The sequence below is a fragment of the Cerasicoccus sp. TK19100 genome (genome assembly GCF_027257155.1).
Lineage (GTDB): Bacteria > Verrucomicrobiota > Verrucomicrobiia > Opitutales > Cerasicoccaceae > Cerasicoccus > Cerasicoccus fimbriatus.
On record NZ_JAPWDU010000006.1, the window covers coordinates 40,964 to 66,115 of the forward strand.

At 56.9% G+C, this 25,152-nt stretch carries 24 protein-coding genes; 10 read left to right on the forward strand and 14 right to left on the reverse strand.

Annotated elements, in window-relative coordinates; all coding sequences use genetic code 11:
* Window positions 1-6: 6 nt before the first annotated feature.
* The 4 genes from O3S85_RS15060 to O3S85_RS15075 all read right to left on the reverse strand — a co-directional run bounded on the left by O3S85_RS15060 (window position 7) and on the right by O3S85_RS15075 (window position 5,143).
* Window positions 7-564: an REP-associated tyrosine transposase gene (locus tag O3S85_RS15060; protein WP_269541444.1), complete on the reverse strand. Its 558-nt coding sequence runs from the start codon at window positions 562-564 to the stop codon at window positions 7-9.
* Window positions 565-689: 125 nt separating this feature from the next.
* A complete protein-coding gene (locus O3S85_RS15065; RefSeq protein ID WP_269541446.1) occupies window positions 690-1,586 on the reverse strand; it encodes a transglutaminase family protein in 897 nt (298 codons plus the stop codon).
* A complete protein-coding gene (locus O3S85_RS15070; protein WP_269541447.1) occupies window positions 1,583-2,458 on the reverse strand; it encodes a transglutaminase family protein in 876 nt (291 codons plus the stop codon). The genes O3S85_RS15065 and O3S85_RS15070 overlap by 4 nt, the downstream gene beginning before the upstream one ends.
* A gap of 123 nt (window positions 2,459-2,581) precedes the next feature.
* Entirely contained in the window at window positions 2,582-5,143 is a 2,562-nt protein-coding gene (locus O3S85_RS15075; protein ID WP_269541448.1) for a circularly permuted type 2 ATP-grasp protein, read from the reverse strand.
* Between the two features lie 414 nt (window positions 5,144-5,557).
* On the opposite strand from O3S85_RS15075, the gene O3S85_RS15080 reads away from it, so the two are divergent.
* The gene (locus O3S85_RS15080; RefSeq protein WP_269541449.1) at window positions 5,558-6,475 is read left to right on the forward strand and encodes a hypothetical protein; all 918 of its coding nucleotides are present in this window, start codon (window positions 5,558-5,560) and stop codon (window positions 6,473-6,475) included.
* Here the strand turns inward: O3S85_RS15080 and O3S85_RS15085 are convergent.
* The 6 genes from O3S85_RS15085 to O3S85_RS15110 form a co-directional block, all read right to left on the reverse strand.
* Window positions 6,416-6,949, reverse strand: a complete 534-nt coding sequence (locus O3S85_RS15085) for a hypothetical protein (protein ID WP_269541451.1) — start codon at window positions 6,947-6,949, stop codon at window positions 6,416-6,418. The two genes, O3S85_RS15080 and O3S85_RS15085, sit on opposite strands and share 60 nt — an antisense overlap.
* A gap of 14 nt (window positions 6,950-6,963) precedes the next feature.
* Window positions 6,964-8,307, reverse strand: coding sequence for a DUF7305 domain-containing protein (locus O3S85_RS15090; protein WP_269541452.1), 1,344 nt, complete (start codon window positions 8,305-8,307; stop codon window positions 6,964-6,966).
* A 2-nt stretch (window positions 8,308-8,309) separates the two neighbouring features.
* Window positions 8,310-8,855 carry a PulJ/GspJ family protein gene (locus O3S85_RS15095; protein ID WP_269541454.1) on the reverse strand — a complete coding sequence of 182 codons (546 nt, stop codon included), beginning with the start codon at window positions 8,853-8,855 and terminating at the stop codon, window positions 8,310-8,312.
* Window positions 8,830-9,261, reverse strand: coding sequence for a PulJ/GspJ family protein (locus tag O3S85_RS15100; protein ID WP_269541456.1), 432 nt, complete (start codon window positions 9,259-9,261; stop codon window positions 8,830-8,832). Before O3S85_RS15100 ends, O3S85_RS15095 begins: the two co-directional genes overlap by 26 nt.
* 567 nt (window positions 9,262-9,828) lie before the next feature.
* Complete coding sequence (locus O3S85_RS15105; protein ID WP_269541458.1) at window positions 9,829-10,371, reverse strand: antibiotic biosynthesis monooxygenase; 543 nt, start codon at window positions 10,369-10,371, stop codon at window positions 9,829-9,831.
* 151 nt (window positions 10,372-10,522) lie between these two features.
* A complete protein-coding gene (locus O3S85_RS15110; RefSeq protein ID WP_269541460.1) occupies window positions 10,523-11,737 on the reverse strand; it encodes an aspartate kinase in 1,215 nt (404 codons plus the stop codon).
* 207 nt (window positions 11,738-11,944) lie between these two features.
* Here O3S85_RS15110 and O3S85_RS15115 point away from each other — a divergent pair, with 207 nt between their 5' ends.
* Window positions 11,945-12,568 carry a hypothetical protein gene (locus O3S85_RS15115; protein ID WP_269541461.1) on the forward strand — a complete coding sequence of 208 codons (624 nt, stop codon included), beginning with the start codon at window positions 11,945-11,947 and terminating at the stop codon, window positions 12,566-12,568.
* Window positions 12,569-12,634: 66 nt separating this feature from the next.
* Here the strand turns inward: O3S85_RS15115 and O3S85_RS15120 are convergent, their stop codons facing one another.
* Complete coding sequence (locus O3S85_RS15120; protein ID WP_269541463.1) at window positions 12,635-13,639, reverse strand: LacI family DNA-binding transcriptional regulator; 1,005 nt, start codon at window positions 13,637-13,639, stop codon at window positions 12,635-12,637.
* Between the two features lie 303 nt (window positions 13,640-13,942).
* The gene (locus O3S85_RS15125) at window positions 13,943-14,500 is read right to left on the reverse strand and encodes an RNA recognition motif domain-containing protein (protein WP_269541464.1); all 558 of its coding nucleotides are present in this window, start codon (window positions 14,498-14,500) and stop codon (window positions 13,943-13,945) included.
* Window positions 14,501-14,778: 278 nt separating this feature from the next.
* Here O3S85_RS15125 and O3S85_RS15130 point away from each other — a divergent pair, with 278 nt between their 5' ends.
* The 3 genes from O3S85_RS15130 (at window position 14,779) to ftsH (ending at window position 19,102) form a co-directional block, all read left to right on the forward strand.
* Window positions 14,779-15,429 carry a GOLPH3/VPS74 family protein gene (locus tag O3S85_RS15130; protein ID WP_269541465.1) on the forward strand — a complete coding sequence of 217 codons (651 nt, stop codon included), beginning with the start codon at window positions 14,779-14,781 and terminating at the stop codon, window positions 15,427-15,429.
* 92 nt (window positions 15,430-15,521) lie between these two features.
* Window positions 15,522-16,943 carry a tRNA lysidine(34) synthetase TilS gene (gene tilS, locus O3S85_RS15135; RefSeq protein WP_269541466.1) on the forward strand — a complete coding sequence of 474 codons (1,422 nt, stop codon included), beginning with the start codon at window positions 15,522-15,524 and terminating at the stop codon, window positions 16,941-16,943.
* A gap of 29 nt (window positions 16,944-16,972) precedes the next feature.
* Window positions 16,973-19,102 carry an ATP-dependent zinc metalloprotease FtsH gene (gene ftsH / locus O3S85_RS15140; protein WP_269541467.1) on the forward strand — a complete coding sequence of 710 codons (2,130 nt, stop codon included), beginning with the start codon at window positions 16,973-16,975 and terminating at the stop codon, window positions 19,100-19,102.
* A gap of 35 nt (window positions 19,103-19,137) precedes the next feature.
* Here the strand turns inward: ftsH and O3S85_RS15145 are convergent, their stop codons facing one another.
* Window positions 19,138-20,022 (reverse strand): AraC family transcriptional regulator, encoded by an 885-nt coding sequence (locus O3S85_RS15145; RefSeq protein WP_269541468.1) that lies wholly within the window; start codon window positions 20,020-20,022, stop codon window positions 19,138-19,140.
* A gap of 104 nt (window positions 20,023-20,126) precedes the next feature.
* On the opposite strand from O3S85_RS15145, the gene O3S85_RS15150 reads away from it, so the two are divergent.
* Together O3S85_RS15150 and O3S85_RS15155 are read left to right on the forward strand one after the other, a co-directional pair.
* Window positions 20,127-20,960, forward strand: coding sequence for a phytanoyl-CoA dioxygenase family protein (locus O3S85_RS15150; RefSeq protein WP_269541469.1), 834 nt, complete (start codon window positions 20,127-20,129; stop codon window positions 20,958-20,960).
* A 102-nt stretch (window positions 20,961-21,062) separates the two neighbouring features.
* Window positions 21,063-21,815 carry a hypothetical protein gene (locus tag O3S85_RS15155; protein ID WP_269541470.1) on the forward strand — a complete coding sequence of 251 codons (753 nt, stop codon included), beginning with the start codon at window positions 21,063-21,065 and terminating at the stop codon, window positions 21,813-21,815.
* Window positions 21,816-21,821: 6 nt separating this feature from the next.
* On the opposite strand, the gene O3S85_RS15160 is transcribed toward O3S85_RS15155, so the two are convergent.
* Window positions 21,822-22,472, reverse strand: coding sequence for a MarC family protein (locus O3S85_RS15160; protein ID WP_269541471.1), 651 nt, complete (start codon window positions 22,470-22,472; stop codon window positions 21,822-21,824).
* Between the two features lie 101 nt (window positions 22,473-22,573).
* Between O3S85_RS15160 and O3S85_RS15165 the strand changes: the two genes are divergently transcribed.
* The 3 genes from O3S85_RS15165 to O3S85_RS15175 all read left to right on the forward strand — a co-directional run bounded on the left by O3S85_RS15165 (window position 22,574) and on the right by O3S85_RS15175 (window position 25,072).
* The gene (locus tag O3S85_RS15165) at window positions 22,574-22,978 is read left to right on the forward strand and encodes an ApaG domain-containing protein (RefSeq protein ID WP_269541472.1); all 405 of its coding nucleotides are present in this window, start codon (window positions 22,574-22,576) and stop codon (window positions 22,976-22,978) included.
* 59 nt (window positions 22,979-23,037) lie between these two features.
* Window positions 23,038-24,393 (forward strand): MBL fold metallo-hydrolase, encoded by a 1,356-nt coding sequence (locus O3S85_RS15170; protein WP_269541474.1) that lies wholly within the window; start codon window positions 23,038-23,040, stop codon window positions 24,391-24,393.
* 61 nt (window positions 24,394-24,454) lie between these two features.
* Complete coding sequence (locus O3S85_RS15175) at window positions 24,455-25,072, forward strand: hypothetical protein (RefSeq protein WP_269541476.1); 618 nt, start codon at window positions 24,455-24,457, stop codon at window positions 25,070-25,072.
* Window positions 25,073-25,152: the final 80 nt, after the last annotated feature.

Consider the following 25,152-nt stretch of genomic DNA (forward strand, 5'->3'; position numbering starts at 1 on the left):
CAAGCATCATCTTGTTACTTCGAAGTTATCATCGACAGTTACTTGGTCGGTCGCGATTTCGTAAATCGTGCGTATCATCTCCTTGTCGGCTGTTGATTCAAACCAGGGGGCTGAGCACCAGGCATACTGGTTGGCGACACGGACAAGCCCATGTTTTACCGCATTCTGATGAACGTAGTTTAATCGCGCCAAATATGATTTCTGATAAGTCAGGCGGGTTTCGCGAAAATTGTGCCAGACTTTGCGACCGCTTTCTCTATCAAGCTGGTTCACCCATGATGCTGTCTTTGCATGCAGCGTTCTCAACATGGCTGAAAGGGTGGCTGGATCCAACGGTGACTGAGCGACGAAATGATAATGATTCGAAAATACCGCCCATGCTTCAAGGTGCCAACCGTAATCATGTGTCAGTTTTAACAAGCCTCGCTGAAGCACATCAAGTCTCTTTGAGTCTGCGAAAAAGTGCTGCTTGCGATAAGTTGCCGCTGTTACGAAATACGCACCTCGTTCTGTTAGCCTATGAACGGGAGCGTGGGGCCAGTTTATCTCCGGTTTGGAGGGCATGATTCTTGTTTTGCGGAAAATGCTAAAGCGCCAGAGGGCTGGCGCACTCCATATCGTAGCTTTGCTCTTTGCAACAATTTGAGTTAACGGAGGAAATAGTTGTTTAATTGCAGCCAGTCAGAGCTTCACACCTCTTCCAGACTCAGTGCGATTGCCATTTGCGAAGTGACGGGCTCGCCGCCTTTGACGAAGAATTTTCCCTGAATCGGGTTTACGCACTTGGGCTCGTGGGCGACGGCGGAAGGGATGAAATATTCGTTGGTCAAAATGCCGTTGGTTGGATCGAAGCCTTTCCAGCCGGCACCGGGCAGGAAGACTTCCGCCCAGGCGTGCATTGAGCCAACGGCGCGATTAAAAAGGTGTTCCTCGCCGTTGGCGGTGTTGGCCGGCGGGTCGAAAAGGTAGCCGCTCACGAAGCGCGAGGCCAAGCCAAGGTGGCGGCAGGCGGCGATGAAGAGCACGGCCATATCGCGGCAAGAGCCGAGGCGTAGCTCCAGGGTTTCGTTGGGGGATTGCACGCCTTCTTCGTCACGGCGCGAGTAGGCGATATCGCGGTGAATGGCTTGGTTGATCCCGGAGAGAAATTGCACGATGTCGTGGTGGTGGTTTACGTCGGGAATCGCCAGGTAAAGCCAGTCTAGCACCTTGTGGCTGTGCGGGATGATCGCCGGGTCGAGGTAAGGCGACAGCGCGTGCGCCTCGTGCGGAAGGTAACGAAACGGATAGGTCGTTGCATAGGGCTCAAGAATGAAGTCGAACGGGTTATCCTGTTCGACATCGATCAGCATTCTGCAGTGGAAATCGATCTGTGGCGTCTCCTGTAAGCCAAAGTTTGCGACGAGGACGATGTTGTTATTGCAGTCACGCACCCAGCGTTGTTTCGACTCAATTGACGTCGTCAAATCAAAGGATTCGACGCGGATTTTATGGCTGTCGCGGGGGCGAAGAAACAGGTGGTGCTCGCTGAAGCTGACAGGCTTCGAGTATTGGTAACTGGTTCGATGATCGATGGAAATTCTCACGCTTCGACTTGGGCGGTTCGAGTTAAGGATACCATGACCTGCAACTGCTGGTCGAGTGCTCCTTTATAAGTGCCACGCATAGGGGCGACATCGTTGTAGTCGCGGCCGACGGCGACTTTTACGTGCCGTTCGCCAGCGGCTTGGTTGTTCGTGGGATCGAGGCCCCACCAGAAACCGCCGGGCAAAAATACTTCGATCCAGGCGTGGCTGGCGGCGGCGCCGATCAGCTTTGGGTCGGTCTTTTCCGGATCGTAGGCCTCGATGTAGCCGCTCACGTAGCGCGCTGGCAAACCGTGGCTGCGCAGGATGGAGAGCATCAAGTGCGCGAAGTCCTGGCAGACGCCTTTGCGGTTTTTAATGACATCTTCCAGCGGCGTGGAAATGTCCGTCGCGCCGGGTTTGTATTCAAAGGTTTTGAAGATCCAGGTGTTGAGGTCGAGTAGCGCCTTGCCGATTTCCATTGAATCGCGGAAGAAGACTTTGCGTAGTTTTTTGCGGGCCGGAGCCAGTGGTACGAGTTCGGAAGGCTGAAGGTATTCGAAGAGGCGGAACAGCGTGCTGTTGTAGATTTGCCGTGCCTCGCCAATGGGTGTTTCCAGCACGGCGGGTCGTGGCTGGCAGGGAAATGTTTCCACCTCGGCAACCGACTTTACGCTGACCTCGCTATGGCGAAACGGAATCGAAAAGAACTCCACATGATTGCCAAAATAATCGAGGTAATGATCGGCGCGCACTTCCGGTTCGATAACGAGCTCGCGGCTGATGATCTTCTGCGCCTCGCTGTCGCGCGGCCACACCCGCAGCTCCGCAAACGACTCCGAGGCTGGTGCCGCATAGCGATACGTGGTGGTGTGACTGACTTTGAAGTGCATGGTGGAGAAAGTTCGAAAGGTTTGTAAGGTTCGTAGGTTCGTGAGGTTTGTAAAGAGGTGGTGATCGATCTATTTAGCCTTTCGAACCTACTAACTTTATGAATCTTCCGAACCTTTTTGAATCTACGATTCAAATAAAGTGGGCGAGCGGGCGTAGACGAATTGGTGGCTGAAAAAGACGTCTTCGAGGTTCTCGTGGATCTGCTCGACTTCCTTGGTTAGCGCGGTGAGTTGTTTCTTAATATATTCCGGATGAACGCGTGGGTGCTCTTCAGCTTCTTCCGTGCCACCAGCGTCGAGGCCGGGAACGGGGGAGGGGAACATCTGCGTGATCGGGAGCGCTTCCAGATAGTCGATAAGCGCATCGAAATTGGCGACAACGCCTTCGCCGACATCGCGCTCACCCGAAATGCTGAGCGTGCCGAGTGCATAACGGACATTGCGCAGGCAGAAGTTGACCGAGCTCGGGTTGTTCGGGCTGAGTAACAGCAGTCGCGCCACACGGTCCAAGTATGCACGCGAACGATATTCGCGGCGATAAGCATCAAGGGAGGCGTTCAGGCGCAGCAGGGCGGTTAGGTCGGTGCTTTCCTCATCATCGATGCGGTAGAGCTCGGCGGCGCGGGGCAGGGCGACTTCCAGCAAATACAGCACACCCAGTGCGCGCTCCAGGAAGCCGCCAATGCGGTAAAATTGCCAGGCGTCGTCGTGGAGCATCGTGCGTTCGGCCAGGCCCTGGAAACGGGCGGCCTCGCTGACGACGCGGTCGCTGACTTCGCGCAGTTGCGAACGCGAAATACGGGCGCGTGATTGATTGTTTAAATAGATGACCAGCTCGCGCAGTGTCTGCCAGCACTCCGGGCTGATCGCACCGCGGACTGCCCCGAGGTTGAACTGGGCCGAGAGCACGCATGCGCTGACTGATGCGCTTTCGTTCGGGTCGAGCACGAGCTGCGTGGAGAATTTTAAGGTGTCGCGCGGCGGGCGTTTGCGTTTGGCGTATTTCTGCTGACCGGTGGCGGCGGCGACCGCTTGCAGCAGCGGCCAGTAGGCCTGCTGGTCCATGAGCCCCAACTGGTCCCAACGCAGGTTTTCCAAGGTATTAAATTGGCGGGCGGTGTTTTCGGCGCGGCTCAGGTAGCGCCCCGCCCAGTAGAGGGACTCCGCCGTGCGGCTGCCGATGGAAATGCGTTCGCCGGTGATGGTGGGCGTGGTCGGCGCATCGCGGTCGATCACGGCCTCGGCGGGTGCCCAAGTGTCCTTCATGCCCTCGGCGTTGATTGATAACCGGCCCGAGCGGTGGTGCCGCGAAGTCTGCCGGGTCAGGCCGCCGGGCAGCACGACGGGTTCGTCGCCCAGGATGAAAAACGCGCGCATGAATACCGTGTGCGGGCTGAATTCACCCCCGCTGAATCGGGGCAGCTGCGATGGCGAAATGATTGGCTGGGCGATGCAATACTCTGGATGGTGCTTGGCCAGGCGGGCAATGTCCGCCGGGGTGTCGAGCTGGCCCTTCCAGCCAAGGCGTTTACGCAGTGAGGCATGGTCCTGCACCGGCTTAAGAAGCATGGAGTCCATGTTCTCGGCCACGAATGAACGTTGGTCGTGGTCGCTCAGGTGGTAGGTTGGCGCGGTGGGCAGGATGGCGCGACGGCCACTGTAGTAGCCGATAATGCGGTCACTGTAGCGTAGGATTGCGCGGTTGTCCGCGACGCCGGCACCGAGCGCATTGACAATGGACACGTTACCCTTGCGCAGGACATTGACCAAGCCCGGCACACCTTCGAAGGCACCGCTGGAGGGCGTCGCGACGGGGTCGACGGTGGCGCTCTCGATGCGGCGGTAAATGACGTCGATGCGCTCCAGGCCACGTATGGTTTTCAGGTAAACATAACTGTCGCGGACGAGCAAGTCGGCCGGGCGAACGACGGAGATGCCCATGTGCCGGGCCAGGAAGCCTTCCTCGAACAGCGTTTGGCTGGTTTCGCCGCGGGTCAGCAGCACGATGTTGGGGTTGGAAACGTCGGTCTGCGCGCGGAGGGCCTCAGCTAGATAGGTGGAAAAGGAGGCCACCGGAGCAACGTTCATCGTGGCGAACAGTTCGGGAAACGCCTGTGCCAGCAGGCGGCGGTTCTGCAAAATGTAGGAGACGCCAATCGGGGTCGCGAGTTGGTTTTCCAGCACCTGCCACTCGCCATCGGGCATGCGCACGAGATCGAAGGCCCCCGTGAGGCAGTAGCGGTTGTCGTGGGATTCGATTCCGGAAAACGAGCGATGAAAGGCTGGATCACGCAGGGGGAGCTCGAACGGGATGACGCGCTCACTCAGGATTTTCTGCTCGTGGTAAATGTCGCTGATGTAGGCGTTGAAGGCCTCGGCGCGCTGGATGACGCCGCGGGAGATCAAATCCCAATCCTCAGGGGAGATGACGCGCGGAAAAAGATCGAGCTTCCAATCGATACCATCGCGGATGCGCTCGCCGGGCAGCGCGAATTGGATGCCCAGCTCGGCGGCGGCGCGGTCGAGGCGCTGCTGGCGGGACTTCAGCTCATGGGCGCTGCAGTTGTTGAGGGCTTCAACGATGGCCTTGTATTGGTCGCTAACTCCGTCCGCGCCAAAGGCTTCGTCCCGTTCGGACGGGTCGTATTCGCGAAAGTGATTGGCCTGATCGACGCGTTGGAGCATGAGCACATGAAATAATCGACATTCTCACGGCTAAGCACAAGGCGGATTCCGGAGAAAAATTGAATCAGTTTTTAGCAGCTTTATCTTTTTTGATTTTTGGCAAAAGATCACGGTGCGAAATGCGGAAGGGTCCCTTCATGCCTACTGAGGCATGGCTGAATATCTTTAGAGCACTTTCACTTTAAGTAGTCCGCTCAGGTGGGAGCTCAAATGAATGCAGCGGAAGGCGGAGCCGATTGAGCCCGCTTTGCTCCTCGCGCCTTGATGAACACACAAAATCACAACGGCCTGAACAGACTATTTAAAGTGAAAGTGCTCTAGCTCCGGGTCAGGTATATATCTGACTGGGGCTCAGGTGTTTTCGCGCGCTGAAAAATTTGCTCTGGTGGGGATGGTAGTCTAGATTGTTGCTTTGTGGAAAATGAGATTTACGTCATTCTGCGCAAGAAGCAGCGCGATTATGATAACGAGGCCATTGCGGCGAGTCGCAACGTCAACTGGGTGACGCGCGTCATGAATAAGTTGCCCGGCGATATCCGGGAAAACTGCACGGTGCGGCCGGTGCAAGTGAATGACGTAGAGCAAGACCTGGTAGTGTTTTATGACCGCTGGGCACCGGGTGAGCCGCTGTCGTTGTCTGGTTTTGGGGTGGACTCAAAACAGCGGCCAGCATTACCGATTGAGCCCGAGGAGCGACATTTTGAAGAGCTGGTGCTCGATCAAGAGCCCGCGCACCTTTTGCCCAAGCGTAAGGAAGCCGCAGCCAAGCCCAAGCCGAAACCGGCCGAGCCGGTTAAGCAAACGGAGGAGCCAGCGCAAGAGCCGCCGCGTAAAAAACGCCGCATCATGGCCCTGGGGCTGGCTTTCGGTGCGTGGGTTTTTCTGCTGGCGGTAATCCTCGCAGCCGCGCAGATGAAACCCACGGTGCTGGAGATCGATGCGCGTTTACCGGATGGGCTACAGTTCCCGTTCTCTTATGAGGCACCCAAATTTATTGAGCATGCCGGTTGGTTGTACTTTGAAAGCGGGTTGACGCGATCTGCCTTTAAGCGCGCGCATGACACGATTCCCTGGATGGTCATTGCGCAGGATGAGACCATGAACGTGGTCAATCCGGCGGTCTTCGATTTAAAATCACACGAGCGCGGCGGATTTTCCTTTGCCTCTGGCTTGGGCGATGTGGACCGCTGGCGTCAGGAGCATTTTATCGTTATCAACGACGGCTACTTCGCCACATGGTCGGATGGTTCCAAGCTGGTGTATGATGTCAGCTCAGATCGGATTTACGGCAGAGTCCGAGTGGAAGTGGCCCGCGAGTTGTTCGGTCGTTGAGACGGGGCCGGGAATCGAGCACGAGAAGCCGCTCATCGAGAGCTGGAACCGCCCGGCGAGCAGGTCGCCATCATCGATCATTGCGTCGAGCTCGGCGACGCGGGTCAGCATTTCCTCGTCGAAGTCTTGGAATTGGACTTCGAGGCGATAGATAATGCGCTGGCCGTCGTGGCTGACGCGCCAGTCTGCATAGGTGTTATCGAAGGCACCTTGCTCATTCAGGTAAAAGCGAACGATGGGAGGCGTCTCCTCTTGAACGCCAAAAATCTGGCGGTCCGAGCAGAATGACTTCACATTGTGATAACCGCGGTAGGCGCTCTGCACCCAGTCTTCCCGGTCCTGATGCGCGTGGCTCATTTTGCCAACCATGGCAGTCGCTACGCCTGCGGTGATGGCGATTAATAAAGTGAGCCCCATGGACACGAGTTGCTTGCGGTCCTGAAGATTTTTTACGGGTGTAAGAATGCGCGTCATCGCAGGTTCCTTTCTTAAGGCGTGTAGGTGGTGAGTGATCCCGGCGTAGTGAGCGGGTAGCGGTCGGCGGCGGCGGTTAACTCACGCCACTCGAGCATTTGGTAGGTGTTTTCCGGTGCAAAGTCCTTGAGGGACTCGTCGTAGTGAAAATCGTAGTTGCCGTTAATGGTGATATTGTGGGCCACGGCGGCACCGTAAAAAACGCCAGAGCTACCGCCACCCTTCAGGCTCAAGCTGGCGTTGGGCGCGTAAATAATGGCTGCAAGCGCGCCGTTGCCGTGGAGGTCCAGACTCTGCAAATTATTGTTGGACTGGTTGGTGCCGTAGATCTGAAGATTCTCCGGCTTGCCGTTGATGTTGACGATGCCGTTGCCACCAATGTCCATCTCGTCATCGACGTAGATGGTGAGTTTGGAACCGTCTGGGACATAGATGCTGCCGCGGACTTTTAAGTCGTCATCCAGCACCATGGTGACGTCACCGTCGACGGTGAAAGCGAAGCCATTGGGAACGTAGAAATCATGGAAATGGTAAACGGTTTCCGTTCCACTGCTGCCAAGGGTCCAGGAGGTAATGGTTGTCGTCGCCCCCGCAGTGCTGGGGGTGGTGACGTCAGGGAACTCCGCATAGAAGTCACGGGCGACGCGGCTGGGATCGATCTTTTGGCCCTTCGGTGTATTGAAACCGGTGATGGAGCCCTGTGTGCCGACTTTGGGCTGAGCGCCGCCAGTGGATACGTAGCCCAAGACGTCGGCGTTCTGAATGATTACGGAATCGACCTCGACACTGGTGCTAGCGACCGAGCCGCCATCGTTGCGGTTGTTCGTGGGGTCATACGCGCCGTTGGTGCTGAAATAGGAGTCGACGTTGACCTGGTTGCCGTTGAAGCGCAGTTGGTTTTTGGCGGTAAGGCCGTTGGCAAACATGCTCCGGTAGCCGAGGCGAATGTAGAGCTGCTTCTCCACGCTCCCGCCGGTGACGCCCACTTCGCTTCCGGTGGCGATCCAGATATTGGAGCTTTGCTGGGTGTCGGCGTAAACGTAGATTTTATCCGTGGAGCTGTTCGTCGGCGTGTAGGCGCGGTAATAGCGGTCGATGGCAAGCTCTGTCCAGCCGGTCCAATCGTCGTTATTGATGGCCCAGATCGCTTCCTCGGCACCCATCTCGGCGAGATTGATCGACTGCTGTAGAGCGAATGTGCGCTCGGAGAATTTCATTTCCTGCACCGCGTTGCGCAGGTATAAAGTGACGGTGCTAACGATGACCAACGCGAGCAACAGCACGGAAATAACCACCGATCCCTTTTCGGCGCGACGGCCCGCGGTGGCGTATTGGCGATGATACTGGCGTGGTTTCATGGTTAGCTGCTGACGCGGTGATTGCGCAGAACGAATTGGGCGGAAATGATGTGGTTGGTGTTCTTGCTGCTGAGGACTGTGCGCTCCATCATGGCCTCAATCTGCACACGCTTGGTCTCGATCGGGTTGACGGTGTCCTGGCCCCGGAAGGTGAAGAAATTCATGTCGAAGGCGGCGACGTCGTCCAAAATGATATCGCGAACGCCCGAGCCCTCTTGCCGGTAAATAACACCAGCGCTGCTGCTGTATGTGTAGCTGATCGTTTTTTTCGAACCGTCGGAGGTGATGGTTTGTATGGTCAGCGCCGTGTCGCTAACGCTATCGACGGTGACTGCGGAGCGGAGGTCACGGGCGAACAATTCGAGCATGATGCGGCTTTGCTCATTCATGTCCTGATAGTTAACCAGGGATGTCGAACTGCGTGACAGGGCGACCAGCGAGCTGGTGGCGATGCTCACAAAAAATCCCATGACGGCAGTCACCACCAGAACTTCCATGAGGCTGAAGCCCCGGCGACGATTCTTAGAGCGTACGGTAGTAGTAGTCATAGAGTCCGTCCTTTGAAAATCCGGTTAACATCGATTTGTCGCGCGAGCGGCCGCTGTTTTGCCAACTGGCAGTAATGGTCACGATCACGCGGTCTGTTCCGTTGGCTTGGATTGTGCGAATGAAGCTGTAGCGGTCGCGGTAGGAGCTTGCCAGGGCACCATCAAGCGTGATGGATTCCTTGGCTGGAAGCGCTGAAATGTCGGTCCAGTTAAGTGTGCGCATGCGCTCGATCTCGGATTGGAGCAGCTGGGTGACGCGGGCCTGATCCCGGGCTTCCTCCACGATATCGAAGCCAGTCTTCATTCCGCTGAAGGCTCCCGCAAAAATAATACCGGCCAAGGTCATGCCCACCATCAGCTCGACCAGAGTGAAGGCGTTTAATTTACTGCCGGTTGACCATTTCATGACTATTATTTTACGAATAAAAGCCTTATTACGAAGCGCAATTATTGGCTCGTTATTACTTTTTCGTCATGTAGTCCTACCGTCGACTAGTGGATATCACTGAATTTGGCAATTAGGGATGCTGTATTGGGGTATAATGGCCCTGATTTTTAAGTTGTGTAGATGTGCGAAACCCTTTGATGGAACGGGTTTCGGCGTATAGTAGTATTTTGATTTAGGTGGTAAGTATATCTACTGAACCCACCTCTGGGGCTATTGCTTTATTGTTTGGGCAGTACGCCCTAGGTTAAATATTAAAGGGCCTTAGGCTAATTTTACGTATGTGGAGTTAGAACTTCATGTTTAGCGTATTTGTAGCCGATATGCTGATTGTGTGTAGTTAGTAATAGCGATTTTTTTATGAGATACTGATCGGCGAGTAGTGAATCTGTGGTGACCGAAAACTGATTGTGATAAACCGATCAAGGCCTCTGTCGCGGATAGTTCAGGGCGGGGCCTAGGGCGAACGGACATTCAACTTTCAGTAAATTTGCCCCAATCAGGAGACAAAATGAATCGCAGTTGACCTTAGCGAGACGGGTACAGCCAGCCGTGAAAGGCCTTGGCGAGCGCGGGCATGACGAGGAAGGTCATCAGTGCGGAGATTACCGGGACGGTGCACAGCAGGCGCAGCCACATAGGCAAATCGCGCACGAGCGGCATCATGAAGAAGAAGACCACGTTGAGCGTCGGATAAACGCCCAAGAACGCTAGAAGAAACATCTTCCATTTGGGCGGTGGGGCCATGTCTGGGGGAGAGAGATCTAGCCATGGCTCCATCCCGCTGATTTTGCGGATTTTCTGTTCCGTGACCAACTCACTAACGCGGTTGTAGAGCGCCTTCTTTTCGGGGGAGTTACACCAGCGTGAAAAATTCTCCGCAGAGTCGAAGGTGAAAACGACTTCAAATTCGCCAGGGTGATTCCCGTCCTCGGATTCGATACTGCGGCTCGTCACAAACCCGGGAAATTGCGACGATGCCTCCCGTACATCGCGTAGCCACTGTTCGAGCTCGGCTTCCCGGCCGGGTTTGGCGGTTCGGGAGACAAAGACAGTGACGGGTTCGGGCATGTTGGGAGATTAAAGTGGGCAAATTAAAAATTAAAGAACAGAGCGTCTGGCAAGTGGAGTAAAGCTGGCTTCACCACTTTTGCTCCGGTCATACAGATGCGTTCCGCAAATCTTTAATCTTTAATTTGCTCACTTTAATCTTCGGCGCGTTTTACGCGCCGAGTCCGAAGCCGTCGTGGGCGGCTTGGGTGGCCTTAGCGGCGTCTTCCAGATCGATGGCGACGGAGATGCGGATTTCCGACGTGGAGATCATCTGGATGTTCACGTTGTGCTTGGCGAGGATGTCGAACAACGTTGCGGCAACGCCAGCATGGCTGCGCATGCCCACGCCCACCACGGACAGCTTGGCGATGTCGCCGGTGTAGTTGACGGTGCCGCCGCCGATTTCAGCGAGGACCTTTTCCACGGCTGTAGTGGCACGGTGGACATCGTCCTTGGGCACGGTGAAGGTCAGATTCGCCGCGCCGCCGCGACCAACGTTCTGCACGATCATGTCGACGATGACGTTAGCTTCGCCGAGCGCTTTGAAAACGCGGGCTGCCGTGCCGGGCTTATCCGGCAGGTCGCTAACGGTGATCTTGGCCTGGTTCTTATCCAGCGCGACGCCGCTGACGACGACGTCTTCCATGGAGGGGACTTCTGCTTTCACGATGGTTCCGGGTTGGTCATTAAAACTGCTGCGCACTTCGAAGATGACGCCATGCTTCTGCGCAAACTCCACGGAGCGCGCCTGCATGACCTTGGAGCCCATCGAGGCGAGCTCCAGCATTTCTTCATAGCTGATTTCGTTAATCTTACGGGCGTTGGGGACGACGCGGGGGTCGGCGGTGTAGACGCCATCCACGTCGGTGAAAATCTGGCAAAGGTCGGCCTTGAGCCCCGCGGCCAGCGCCACGGCGGAGAGGTCGCTGCCTCCACGGCCCAGCGTGGTGATCTCGCCCTGGTCGTTGCGACCCTGGAAGCCGGCCACGATGACGACTTCGCCCATGGCGAGGCGCTCATGGATATCGCCGCCGGTGATGTCGATAATGCGGGCGCGGGTGTGTTCACCATCGGTGACAAAGCCGGCCTGGTGGCCGAGGCGGGATACGGCGGGCTGGCCGAGGGCGTGGAGCGCCATGGCGGTCAGTGCGATGGTTTCCTGTTCGCCGCAAGCCAGCAGCATGTCCATCTCGCGCTCAGCGGGCTGGGGGTTAATCTGTTTGGCGCGATCCACGAGCTCGTTGGTCACGCCACCGCGGGCGCTGACAACCACGACGACCTGGTGGCCCTGGTCGACGAAGCTCTTGATGCGGCGCGCCACATTCTGGATGCGGTCCACGTCCTTCACGGAGGTGCCGCCGTATTTTTGCACAATTAACGCCATGGGATTTTTTAGAAGCCGATAAGAAAACACGAATCCAGCCGGTTGTTTCAATACTAAAGAGGCGGCCGTGTTGATTGCGAAAAAGATGAGCGCGGCAGTGTGATCAGGGAAGGATACGAATACCCTTTATAGTGTCATAGTTCGTAGTGTTATTTGCTTGCTAGTTGTTGGTTTGCGTAAAATCTCGATGCAAACGAGAAATATCCTATGCAAATTTTCACTAACCCCAAGGGCATCTTTGAAACACTTTTGGCGCTTGGTCCCGACTACATCGTAACCGCCAATCCAAGGGACGCCGAGCTGACTTCGGCGGCAGGGGCGCTTCAGCGGGACGCCGCCAATTTGCCAAAAGGTGCCAAAGTCATTCCCTTTGGGACGATCAAGCGCATCCAATATAACGAGAAAAAGCCGGATGAGCTGGATATCTCTTACAAAGTTGGCAAAGAAAGTAAATCGGCCAGCTTCAGCTTCGTATCTGACGATGAATTGGTGGCGGTCTACAGCCAATTGAAGCAGAATTTGTCGGGATTTACTGAAAAGCGGCAGGAGCTGAATGCCGTGACGGCTGCGATTAAGCCACTAATCTTCACGGTGTTTTTTGCGGCGGTTACGTACGGATTTTTCCGTGGCGCTCAGGATCTAGCCAGTGGCGCTGATGCGGACACTTCCGGGCGTCGTGGTCTCATCAAAAAGGTGTTCGTTTGGCTGTTGGAGGTGCTTGGGCCGATAGGGGTGCTGATCGTGGGCGGTATTATCGTTGCCCTCTGCATTGTCTCACTGGTCAAGCGCGTGGGCAACCCGCCAGTGTTTGTTTCTCTGATTAGGCAGTAGCCTTGCGCCTTGCTAGGACGCTAAAAATCACTGCGGCCTGATTGGCCAAGCTCGATGGAAAGTGCTCTAGATGCTTGATTTCCGCACGACGAGTTCGGGGGCCAGCTTGAGGGATTCGACCGGTTCGCCTTCCATGAGCTTTTCGAGCATATCCACGGCGAGGCGGCCACGCTGAGCGAATTTCTGGTCGATACTGGTCAGTGGCACGCTGCAAGTTTCGCAGAAGGGGGAATTGTCGATACCGGTGATTTTGACATCGCCCGGGATGCTGACACCGCGGCTGAGCAGCTCATTGATCGCGTAAACGGCCTGGGTGTCGGACTGCGCACAAATGCCGTCAATTTCGACCCCCGATTCGAGCGCACCGATGAGCGCGCCACGGGCGGTGGAGCCGTAAAAGCCCTCCTGGCCGTGGGGCATGCCAAAAATGAGGCGTTCGTTGACGGGGCGGCCGGCTTCCTCCAAGGCGCGGCGGTAGCCATTGGTGCGCTGCGGCATGGTGTCGAAGGTGGCGATGCTTTCGCAGCCCTGCTCGATCAAGTGCTTGGTGCTGAGGTAGGTCGTGTTCTCTTCGATCAGGCCGACGTTGGGGATCTTTTCATGGATCGGGTTGCTGAAAGTGCTGACGAGCTTCAGGCCTTCCTTTTGTAGCTTAAGCAACTCGGGGACCGCCTCAATGTGGTAAACGCCGCTGAGCACAACGCCGTCGACCATGCCGGTGTGCAGGTCTTGCAGGCGCTGAATGTAGTCGTCATATTCGGTGACGAAGTTGAGCATCATGCGCAGGTTGTGTTTGTGCGCAGACTCCGCCATCCCTTCCAGGGTGTCTTCGGTGATCGTGGCCCCCTTGGAGCCGATGCGATGCAGAAAGACGCTGATGGCACCCTGGCGCTTGGCCAGGAGGGCGATCGAGTTAAAATTCCGCTTATAGCCGAGCTCTTCGGCTTTGGCCTTAATGGCTTCGATCAGTTCCTTGCGGGCACCGGTGGTGCCCAGCTTGTCGTTGATGACTTTGGAAACGAGGGATACGGAAACGCCGACTTCGTCAGCAATATCTTTCAGGCTGGCCATAGGGGGTTATTGAATGGGTTCAATTTGAGGTTTGTGGATGAGGCAATCCGAACAGCATTCAGGAGGGGAGGGGTGCTGTTACCAATTGGCTTACTCGAAATATTAATCGCTGTATCAATTGATCTGGCAAGCTTGGAGTTATTTGATTTGGCGTGAAATGGGTACGCAAAAAACGCCGGCCATGAAGACCGGCGTTTTAAAATCTATTCGGAAAGGATGTTGGTTGGCGACGACCCTTGCCGGGCCGTCAGCCTCGTAAAACAGCTGTCTTGAGCTGGAATTCTGGAAAGCTCGTAAGCTGTCTTAGAAGGAGCGACGATCACGACCGCCGCTGGAGCCGCCGCGTTCACGCTTGCGAAAACCGCCATCGTCGCCGCCACGGTAGCCACCGCCACCGCCGCCGTCACGACTGCCACGGTAACCACCGCCGCCGCCGCCGCCGTCGCGACCGCCACGGAAGCCACCGCCTCCGCCGCCTCGCTTGAAGCCGCCGCCGCCACCGCCGCCGAAGTCACGACGCGGGGGTCGTTCTTCACGTGGGCGTGCAATGTTTACCTTAGCGGGACGACCGCCAATTTCTGCGCCGTTGAGTGCTTCAACAGCTGCGTTTGCTTCTTCTTCGCTCTCCATGGAGACGAAGGCGAAGCCTTTGGAACGGCCGGTTTCGCGGTCGATGATGACTTTTGCCGAAGTAACTTCGCCATGGGCACCAAAAATGCCCATTAGCTCGTCATCGGTGAGATCGTAGGGAATATTCCCAACGTAGATGTCCACTGTCTTGATTCTTTTCTTGTTCAGCGCCGGAGGATAACGAACTGGATTCCGGCGCCCCGAACCAAGCTCACGATGGGTGATTCTCACCCTTGAGTCTTTTGCCGAGTAACGGTGCCCGGTTTTTTGCCACGCACCTTTCCCAGTAAAAACGCCTGTGTGTATGGGACATTTAAATGCCACTTGCAAGAAAGAACTATATTACGGAGTAGTTACGACTTCTCAGTTACGCGTGCTGAGTTTCGAGTTGCGCGTTGGAAAGCGAGAGCAGAGCTACCTCTTCAATGCGCAACTCGTAACTCGAAACTCACCAACTGATACTAAAAAAGAGCTTTCCGCCGCCGGGCAAAATCGTTTCACTGCCGACCATGACATTTGCCGAGCAGCTACTAATACTCGCCCTGGACCCGAAAACCGGAAAATTTCACGCCCTTCCGCGCAAGTCGCTGGAGATCGGCCTTGCCGGCGCTTTCCTGATGGAAATGACTTTCCGCAACATCATCGACTCCGATGCGGAGAATGTCATCGTGCTGCAGGAGTCCTACCCACAGCGACCGTTGCTCAACTCCGCTCTGCAAGTGGTGCGCGAGGGGGACAAGGAAGTGCCGCTGCGCAAGGCAATCGGTCGTCTGGCGTTGCAGGGTAAGTTGCTCGTTTCCAAGACCTTGGAGCGCCTTGTGGAGGAAGAAGTCCTCGACAAGAAGGACAAGGTGTTTTTCGTGCGCAAGCTCAAGGCCCCCGTTTATCCGCAGGCGGACGACCGCCCCCGCGCCGATGTGGTGAACCAGATCCGCAGCCTGGTGCTGAACCCGGAAGAGATTCCCAGCCCGGAAGAGGCCGCTTTGTTGGCACTCGTCGAGGCCTGCCGCCTCCAGCGCAAGATTTTTACCGAAGAAGAGCGCGACGATTTCGAAGCCCGCTTCCAGCAACTCGCCGCAATGGACCTCGTGGGCATCGCCATCGTGGACGCGGTCCGCGCCGCCCGCGATAAGGAGTTGCTCGACCTCGCGGCTGACTAATTTCCTCCCATCCCCTGTAAAACATTCGCCAAACGGCGTCGCTGCTTCGGCTGGTGTCGCAATTTTTGGCTCCCTGCGCATAGTCTTACATCGTGACTGATTGGTTCCAACAAGCACTGCGCCTCGCCGACCTCTGGAAGGAGGAGCCCCTGCACCCCGCCGCGATCCATGTGATCGAGCAGTTTAAGGTGAGTTGGGGCGTTGCTTGTTCGGGGGGGGCGGATTCGCTTGCGCTGCTGCTGCTGTTGTGGGCGCGCTATCCGCAGCGTCGGGGCCGGCTGCGTGTGTTGCATTTTAACCACGGATTGCGCGGCGCGAATGCGGATGCGGATGCCGAATTCGTGCGCGTGGTCGCCAATGGCCTGGGTTTGGAGTTCCGGCTGGGCCGGGCTGATTTTTCCCCTGGCACCAAAGTGGGCGAGGGAGAACTGCGCGCGGCGCGGCTGAAGTTTTTCTCGGAGGCGGATTGCGCGGTCGTTTGCCTGGGCCACCACGCCAACGATGTTGCCGAGACCCAGCTCATGCGGCTGACTCGCGGTTCGGGTGCTGAGGGTTTCGCGGCCCCGCGTCCGGTGAGCCAGCCTGCGCGCAATAGCCCCGTCCACCTGCGCCCGATGCTGGAGTGGTCGCGCGAGGCGATTGTCGACGGCTTGCGCCAATTAGAGATTCCGTGGCGTGAAGACGCCAGCAACCAAACCGGTGACTACTTCCGCAATCGGATTCGCCACCAGGTCTGGCCCGCGCTTCAGGAGGCGAGCCATGGCGACGCCCTGCAAGGCGCGATCCGCGCACGCCAACTTTTAGAAGAAGACGCCGATGCCCTCGACTCGTGGCTGGAGGCAGTCTATCCGGCCAAAGAGCACAAGGAACACCTCGCGCCCAACGGCCTGCGCGGCAAACCCAGGGCGCTCTGGCGCCGGGCGCTGGTCCGCTGGCTCGCGCGGATGGGACTGCTGGAGAATTTATCCGCTGGAGCCGTGGATGACCTGCTGCTGAGCTGGATTGAGGAGTCGCCGCTTCGCTTCAGCGTGGGCAAGGGAAAGTTTCTCGTGGCCGACGACCATGGCGTCATCCGTTTGCGCTTGGATGAGCGGGCACCGAGCTGGCGAGCGCATTCGCTGACGCCGGGCTCCGGTTTGGCCTTGCCTGATGCCGGCCTGCTGATGTGCCACCGGGCCAGCCTGGATGACAGCCTCAATGCGCAAATCCGCAGTGGCCAATTTTCCGAATACGAGCGCGTTTATTTGAATCTGGCTTCCCTCGATGATGAGCCGTTGACCGTGCGCCTGTGGCAGCCGGGCGACCGTTATCGCCCACTCGGTAGCCCGGGCATGCGCAAGCTCCAGGATTGCTTCACCGACCGGAAAATTCCCGAAAGGGAACGAAAGCGCCTGCCCGTGGTCTGTGATAGCCACGGAGCCATTCTTTGGGTCCCCGGATTGCCCCCAAGTGAGAGCGCCCGCATCGTATCGGCGTGCAAAACGGCTCTAATGTTGACTTACCGGGGAATCTAGGTGATTATTGATACTCTTTTTACCTGTAAATGAGCGAGAACGACGAAAAACGCGACGACGCGCAAAAAAATCCGCCGCCAGGGTCATTTCATCCGAAAATGATCTTCATTTGGCTGGCAGTAATCACTGCGATCGTCCTTCTGTGGCGCCTGTCGCCCGGTCAGCCGACCGGTGCAGAGCAACTGACCGTATCCGAACTGATTCGCAAGGCCGAAAACGGCGAGCTGAATGAGCTTTACCTGAAGGAGGACCCCAGCGGCGGCCGTCAGTGGTACTCCATGTGGGGCACGCTGAAAAACCCGAATGCCAAGGTGGACACCACTGCTGATGAAGCTGCGGACACCAAGGGATCGACGGATTTGGCCAAGGATGAAGGTTCTAATAAGAATAACAATATCCCCACGACCGCGAAGGATGACGACCTTATCCAGTTTACCTGTTCGGGTAAGTTGACTGACTCGCGTTATGATTTGCTAACGAGCCCGGACGCGCCGTACAAGGTCGTCGCCAAGCCGGCCAGCACCGTGATGATGGAGATTCTGGTCAATCTGTTGCCGTTCCTGATCATCATTGGCCTGATTTATTTCCTCTTTGTTCGCCAGCTCAAGATGGCTGGCAAGGGCGCGATGTCCTTCGGCAAGAGCCGCGCGAAGCTGCTCACCCGCGACAAGGATCGCTTCCTCTTTAAGGACGTGGCCGGTTGCGACGAGGCCAAAGAAGAAGTCTCCGAAGTGGTGGACTTCTTGAAGGACCCGAAGAAATTCCAGAAGATCGGCGGTAAAGTGCCCAAGGGCGTGCTCATGGTGGGCCCTCCTGGCACGGGTAAAACCCTGCTCGCCAAGGCTGTGGCCGGTGAGGCAGACGTGCCGTTCTTCTCCATTTCCGGTTCGGACTTCGTGGAAATGTTTGTCGGCGTGGGTGCCGCACGTGTTCGCGATATGTTCGAGCAAGGCCGCAAGAACGCGCCGTGCATTGTCTTTATCGACGAAATCGACGCCGTCGGTCGCCAGCGTGGTGCCGGCTTGGGCGGCGGTAATGACGAGCGCGAGCAAACGCTCAATTCGCTGCTGGTTGAGATGGACGGTTTTGACGGCCATGAAGGCATCATCATCATCGCGGCGACGAACCGCCCGGACGTGCTCGACAAGGCGCTGCTGCGCCCCGGTCGTTTTGACCGCCAAGTGTTGATCGACCTGCCGGACCTCAAGGGCCGCGAAGAAATTCTCCGCGTGCACGCCAAAAAGATCAAGATGGCGCGCGCCATTGATTTGACCCGGGTTGCCCGCAGCACAGCAGGCTTCTCTGGCGCGGATTTGGCCAATCTGCTCAACGAAGCAGCCCTGGTTGCTGCGCGTTACGACAAATCTGAAGTCGAAGCCGCCGACATCGAGGAGGCGCGCGACAAAATTGCCTACGGTCGTGAGCGTCGCAAGCTCATGGACGAGGAGGATAAGCGCTCCACTGCCTTCCACGAAGCGGGCCACGCGCTCGTTCAAGCCGTGCTCAAAAGCAAGAACCACGAGTTGCACAAGGTGACGATTCTGCCGCGTGGCCGAGCCCTCGGCATGGCCATGCTCACGCCGACCAAGGAAGTGCTCGGCGAGACCAAGAACGACATCCTTAATTTCATCTGCTGCTGCATGGCTGGCCGCATCGGCGAAGAGCTCGAAACGGGTGATTTCTCCAGCGGTGCCTCCAGTGATATCAAGCAGGCCACCCGCGCCGCCCGCACCATGGTGTGCGATCTTGGCATGAGTGATCTTGGACCAATCGCTTTGGGTGAAAACCAGGAACATATCTTCCTGGCCAAGGAGATCACGCGCAATCAGGACTACTCCGAGGAAACCGCCCGCCGAATCGACTCCGAGATGCAGAAGATTCTCACCTCGCAATACAAGCGTGCGGAGCAGATTATCGAAGAGCACCGGAAGGCGCTCGAAGGTATAGCCGAAGCCTTGCTTGAATACGAGACGATCGACGGTAAGCACGTCCACGAAATCCTCGAGTTTGGCGAACTGCGCTCTCCGGTGATCAACAACACCACGCCTCCGCCCGAAAAGGAAGAGGAGCCAGAGAAGCCCGCCAAGAAGTCCAAGCCGAAGGAAGACGACGGCGACGAAGGTCTCCCTGGAGCCGCACCAGCCGGCATGCCCGCCTAAGGTGCTCTAAACTTTGCAATACAAAGCCGCTGATTTTAGTCAGCGGCTTTTTTGTGTCGATTGCGCGGGCTTGCTTTGAGCTGGGATGGCGACAGTCCCCATTGATCCCGCAGCACGCGAAAGCATTGGGTGTAGCTGCCAAAGCCGGCCTCCAGTGCGGCTTCGGTCAGATTAAAACGCTCGCCCTCAATGAGGGTCGCGAAGCGGCGAAGGCGTTGCTCATTGCGGTAGGCGCTCATGGTCTGGCCCAGTTGCTGTGAAAAGATTCGGCTCAGATGCTCGTAGGAGAGTCCGGCATGGGCGGATAGCGAAGTCAGCGACTCGATGGTCGGGTCGTCATTGATCTGCATGGCAGCGCGGAAGACGGCGGGGTGCAGAGCATCCTCGGCTGGCTGTTGGGCGCTTGCGCTTTGCGTGTGTTGCCAGGCATCGAGTAAGAGCAAGGGCAGGGCGGCGTTACTGCGATCGAATTGACCGGCGTCGGCTAGAGTTTCGATTTCCGAGAATAGGTTGACCAATGCCTGTGTTTCGGTGGGCAGCAGGTGGGCGACGGTCTGATGCGTTGCCGGGCGATGTGCGCTGAGCAATGGCCGGTTCTCGGGCTGTCGGCAGGTTTGCCGTAAAAGGCTGGGGCGAAAGATGGCAATCCACATTTGGAAGTCTGGAGTTGCCCGGTGCATGGCGTGGTCTTGCTCGGGGAACAGCCAAATCAACCCGCCAGGTTTCAAGGGGATCAGTCGTCCCTCGCTCAGGTACTCGCCTTGGCCGGCAATGCAGAGGTTTAGCTCCAACTCGACATGGATGTGGGATGGTTTCGGCGCAAATGGACGCTCGGCCTGGTAGAGCCAGCTTTTGCCTTTCAAAGAGCGGTCCAGGTGCAGGCGTTCCCTGAGCTTTCTGGAATGGCTGATTTGCGGCATATCAAAAAATGCAATATATATCCGATCGAATGAAAAGCATTATTGGTGCTAATCGGGTATGATGCGGGCCTGAAACCAGTTAAATTCAACAATCTATTTGCTTTATGAATACCTCACCCGTTTCCGAGCCAAGCCAGACCAAGCTTAATCGCCTCACTTATGATCAAGTTACGCAATACTACGACGAGGGCTATTGCGTGCTGGAAAACGCCTTGAGCGAGTCGCAACTGGAGCTGTTGCGCAGCCGGTGCATGCATATGATCGACCAGTATGACGCGGAGATGGATCGGCGCGGCGTTACCGAAATGAGCCTCCACCGGAAAGGGGCGCGCTACTTTACCGGGCATCCCTCGCTGATCTATCCGGAGCTCTACGATTTCATTTTTTCTGAGGTGATGCTGGATAGTTTGCGAAAGATTTTGGGCCCGGATGTCTACATTGCCCATGAGCAATACGTGGTGAAAATGGCGGCATCGGACAGCACCTTCGCCTGGCATCAGGACAGCGGTTACGTCGGCCGCGAGCACGACCCGTATGTGACTTGCTGGATTGCTTTGGACGATGTGCATGAGGACAACGGGCCAGTATTTTTACTGCCGTTCTCCGAGTATCCGGAGTCGCGTGAAATCATCCCGCACGAGATCGTAAAAACGCCCAATGGCGGTCATGAGCGGGTGGGTTATCATGGAGATAAAACCGGGCTTTGCATGACCTGTAAGGCTGGCTCAATTGTGTTTTTCACCAGTCGCACATTCCACTGCAGCGGTGCGAATAAGAGCAATGACATGCGCCGCGTTTACCTGATCCAATACGGCAAAGAACCGCTGAACCGCGATGAGTGCGCCCTGCGACATGGTCGGCCGGTGGGCGAGCGCAAGCCCGATCCGGATTTCCTGCGTCGTGAGTTTGAGCGCATGAAGCACGAGCTGAAAGACTGAGCCGCAATCCGAACGTGGCAACGCCAGGTAATCGCCGTCGCGACACGCCCGCCCGATATCGATTCTTGCTTCATGCGGTCGTGAGGGTTTAGCGTGCGTGTTATGAAATCCCACGTTGTCTTGTTTGCTTGGTTCTTTGCGGTAACGCTGTCCCACGGGCAGCTGGAGAAATACTTCCCGACGGACGAGGGTGTTGTCTGGGAATATGACGTCACCAAAACGCGCACCTATGTGACGCCGCAGGGCGAACAGCAGGACTCCCTTACCGGCACGACGACGGAGTCCTACCAGCCTAATGCCTACCCGGAACTTGGCATTGAGGGAGCGCGCATGCTTCAGCAAAATATTTCGCAAAAAAGTCAGCTGTCCGGCGGTGAATCCCACGACACGCTTAATACGGTCTTTACCGTAGACGGCGGTAAGGTGCTCATGCATGCGCAGTTGCAAGATGGCGCGGAGCTCACGGAGGCAAACAAGATCACTCCGGCGGCGTTGATGATCGATTTCGACAAGGTTGCTGCTGGTGAGTTATACACTACCAATGTGTCGATGCAGGGCATGAGCATGGAGGTCTCGGTGTCGGACTATGAATACGTCACGCTAGACACAGCGCTGGGTGAGCTCGAAGACGTGCTGCTGGTAAAAACGGTTGGCAGCATCACGGGCGCTATCGAAGCGGCTGGTCAGAAAATGGATATCAGCAATGGCAAGATTACCGAGCAAATCTGGTGGGCACCGGGCGTCGGATTGGTCAAGCAGGAGCAGCACATGGAGATGTCTCTCGGGATGAACGGTCAAGTCGTCGTGACGACGATCGAGGACAAGACAAAGACGCTGAGCGCGATGAAAAAGTGATGGCTTTTAGGGGGCGACGATATTTCCCAGCAGCCCCGAGTTGCGGATGCCGTTGAAGATAAATTGCACGGAGACCGCCGCGAGCAGTAGGCCCATCAGCCGTTTTGTGATGCGCAGAATCAGCGGGCTGAGCCACTTGCCGCCAATCGCGGCAAAGCGGAATATCGCGTAGCTGGCCCCGGCCACGCTGACAATTGCCAGCCCAAGCATTGCGTATTGCATCCAGCCAGCTGCCTTGCTCTGCAACAGCACCGCGGTGGAGATCGAGCCCGGGCCGGAGATCATCGGTATCGCCAGTGGGGTGATCGCAATGTCGTCCTTGCGCATCCCGGCAGCCTTGTCTTCGGGGGTGATCACGGCAACGGGCGCGGGATCTTTTCCCAGAACCATTTCGATTGAGATAAGTAAAATTAGCAGACCGCCCGCTGTTTGGAATGCGGCCGAGGTGATGCCCAGCGCATTAAAAAGTAATTGCCCCATGACGGCGAAAAACAGCAGCACGCCGCCCGCCAGCGTGCAGGCCAGTTTGGCCATGGCAATGCGTTCCTCGGCCGTGTTGTCCGGGGTCATCCCCAGAAACAGCGGCACTGTCGAGATCGGCGAGATAATCACGAAGAGCGATACGAAGGCGAAAAGGAAATATTCTATGGCGGCCACGTTTACATATAAACACACTGCCTCGCCCGGCATCAAGGGTAAGCCGAAAAACCGTAAGCATGCTGCATTGCAACTGACCGGAGGCATGCTACAGTAATCTCATGACAGACGCCCATGGGGATAGCCAAGCCGTTGAATTACCTGGCCTGCGCGTGGTGATCGACCGCGTGGTTTACCAGACGATCGAAGAGCCTAGCGACGGCCGTGAGCACGCATTTATTTACTTCATTACGATTGAAAATCTGTCGGATCGCGCTGTTACCCTGTTGGGGCGAAAGTGGGTGATTGATCACGCCGATGGCACCAAGCTGGTTGTGGAGGGCGATAAAATCGTCCAGCAAACGCCGCACCTTGCGCCGGGCGAAAGCTTCTCCTACAACAGCTACCATGTGAGCGATCAGAGCGCCGCCGCCGAGGGTGCCTTCCACGGGCTCGACGAAATGGGCGGGCCGATTTTTACGCGAATTCCGCGCTTTGAGATGAACATTCCTCTGGGATTAAATTGAGCACAACATCACAGAATCCGCCATCGACTCCGACGGCAAACGGGCCACAATCGGCCCACATGCAATTAACTGATTTAGGCCGGCATCGGCGCATCGGGGCGAACTCCCTGCTCGTGGAGATCGGGCCGTTTCGTGTGTTGATCGACGCCGGGCTGGACCCCAAAAGCGTTGGCCGCGAATCGACGCCCAATTTCGAGCTGCTTGGTGATGGCCCGCTGGACCTGGTTATCCTGACGCATTGCCACCTGGATCACCTCGGTTCGCTGCCGATTGTCTGCCGCGAGCACCCCGAGGCGCTCTATGTGTGCAGCCGCGCCTCTCAAATGCTGGCCCAGCGGATGCTGCGCAACTCGGTCAACGTGATGAAGCGCCAGCGCGACGAGCTGGGCAACGTAGACCTGCCGCTCTATACTTTTGCTGAAGTCGACGCTGTGGATCACGCCCTGATGGGCCTGACATTTGGCCAACCGCGCAGCATCGAGCGTGGTGGCGAGGAGCTGACCTTCACCCTGCACCGCGCCGGCCACATTGCCGGAGCGGCTGGCGTGAGCATGGTCTATAAGCATCGCCGGATCTTCTTTACGGGGGATGTGATGTTTGGCGCGCAGGCTACACTGGACGGCGCGGATTTCCCGGTTGAGCCGACGGATACGCTCGTCATGGAAACGACCCGTGGTGCCCAGGGGCGTGTTCCCGAGCGCACGCGCCAGAGCGAGGTCGAGAGGCTGGTGGCTACCATTGCCCACACGCTGGACCGCGCGGGGTGTGTGTTGATCCCGGTATTTGCTCTTGGGCGCATGCAAGAGGTGTTGCAGCTGCTGCACGATGCGCGGCAGCGCGGCGAGCTGCCCGAATGCCCGATCTTCTGCGCTGGCTTGGGCATGGACATCGTTGACTATTTTGACGCGATTTCGCGCAAGGTCGGTGGGGTGCATTTCCGCCGCTCGGTGCTCAAGGCACTCAAGGTTCAGCCGCCACCGCCCTTTAAGCCCGGCAACAGCCCGGGACAGAAGGGGATTTATGTGCTCTCCAGCGGGATGCTGGTGGAGCATACGCCGTCCTACCACGCGGCTGCCGCCATGCTGGATGACCACGCCAATACGATCTGCTTCGTTGGCTATTGCGATCCGGAAACGCCCGGTGGCGAGCTGCTAGCCACCGCCCAGGGAGACAGCTTTTTGTTTTCGGTGATCGACCACGCGGCACCGGTTCGCGCGCACATTGAGCAATTCGACTTGAGTGGGCACGCCGATCGCGACGAGTTGTTGCAGTTCGCGCATGCGCTGGACCCGCGGGCCGTGGCGCTGACGCATGGAGACCCCGAGGCGCGCGCCTGGTTTTTTGACGAGTTGATGGATTTTAACCCAAAATTACAAATTCATGACCTCATGCCCAATGAGGCAGTGCCGGTGTGAATTTAATTGGAATAAAAGTTTGAACCAAGGGTTAGTCTCTATATTTTGATCCATACTGGGTATGGGTATCAAAATTGGCAGTCGAATAATGCGTAAGTCCATGATGGCGATGGTCGTGGCGTCGTTTGCGGTCGTTTCGGCTTACGCGGTCAATCTGCCACTGGCGTTCTTCTTCGACGATCCGGAAGATGATCGTCAGGATGCCATCGAAGAAGCCGGCTCCTGGTCTCCCTCGGACATGGCGTCCATCGACCGTCCGACTTTCTCTTTAAAATACCCGAAAAATTGGGTTATTGCCACGCATCAGCCCGATTACGATCCCGACCGCCTTTTCACGATCGAGACTGATGGCTCCAGCCACATTAACATCGAAATTTTCCAGGCCTCGCCGGGTATGGACGTTGAAAAGACGATGGAAGATGTCCTGCAGGCGCTTGATGGCCCAGCGGTTAATACCTATTCCTACGGAGACTTCGACACCTGGGGCCCATACTCGGGCGTTGGTAAGCACTTGAAGGGCAAGATCATGAACATCCTGCCGGGTGGCTGTCGTGTGTTCGCTGCGGTCGTTCCCGGCACGAATAGGGGGATTCTGATCACTGAGTTTTACATGTCTGATGATTTGCCCAGTGCGATGCCCGGCTTTGAACTCATCAGCCAGACCCTCACGTTTAAGTGAGGAAAAAGGAAAAAGATTAAAGGAAAAAGGTGCCTCTTGTCGTTGGCCAATTTTTCATCCATCGCAAGCAGCGTGAGATC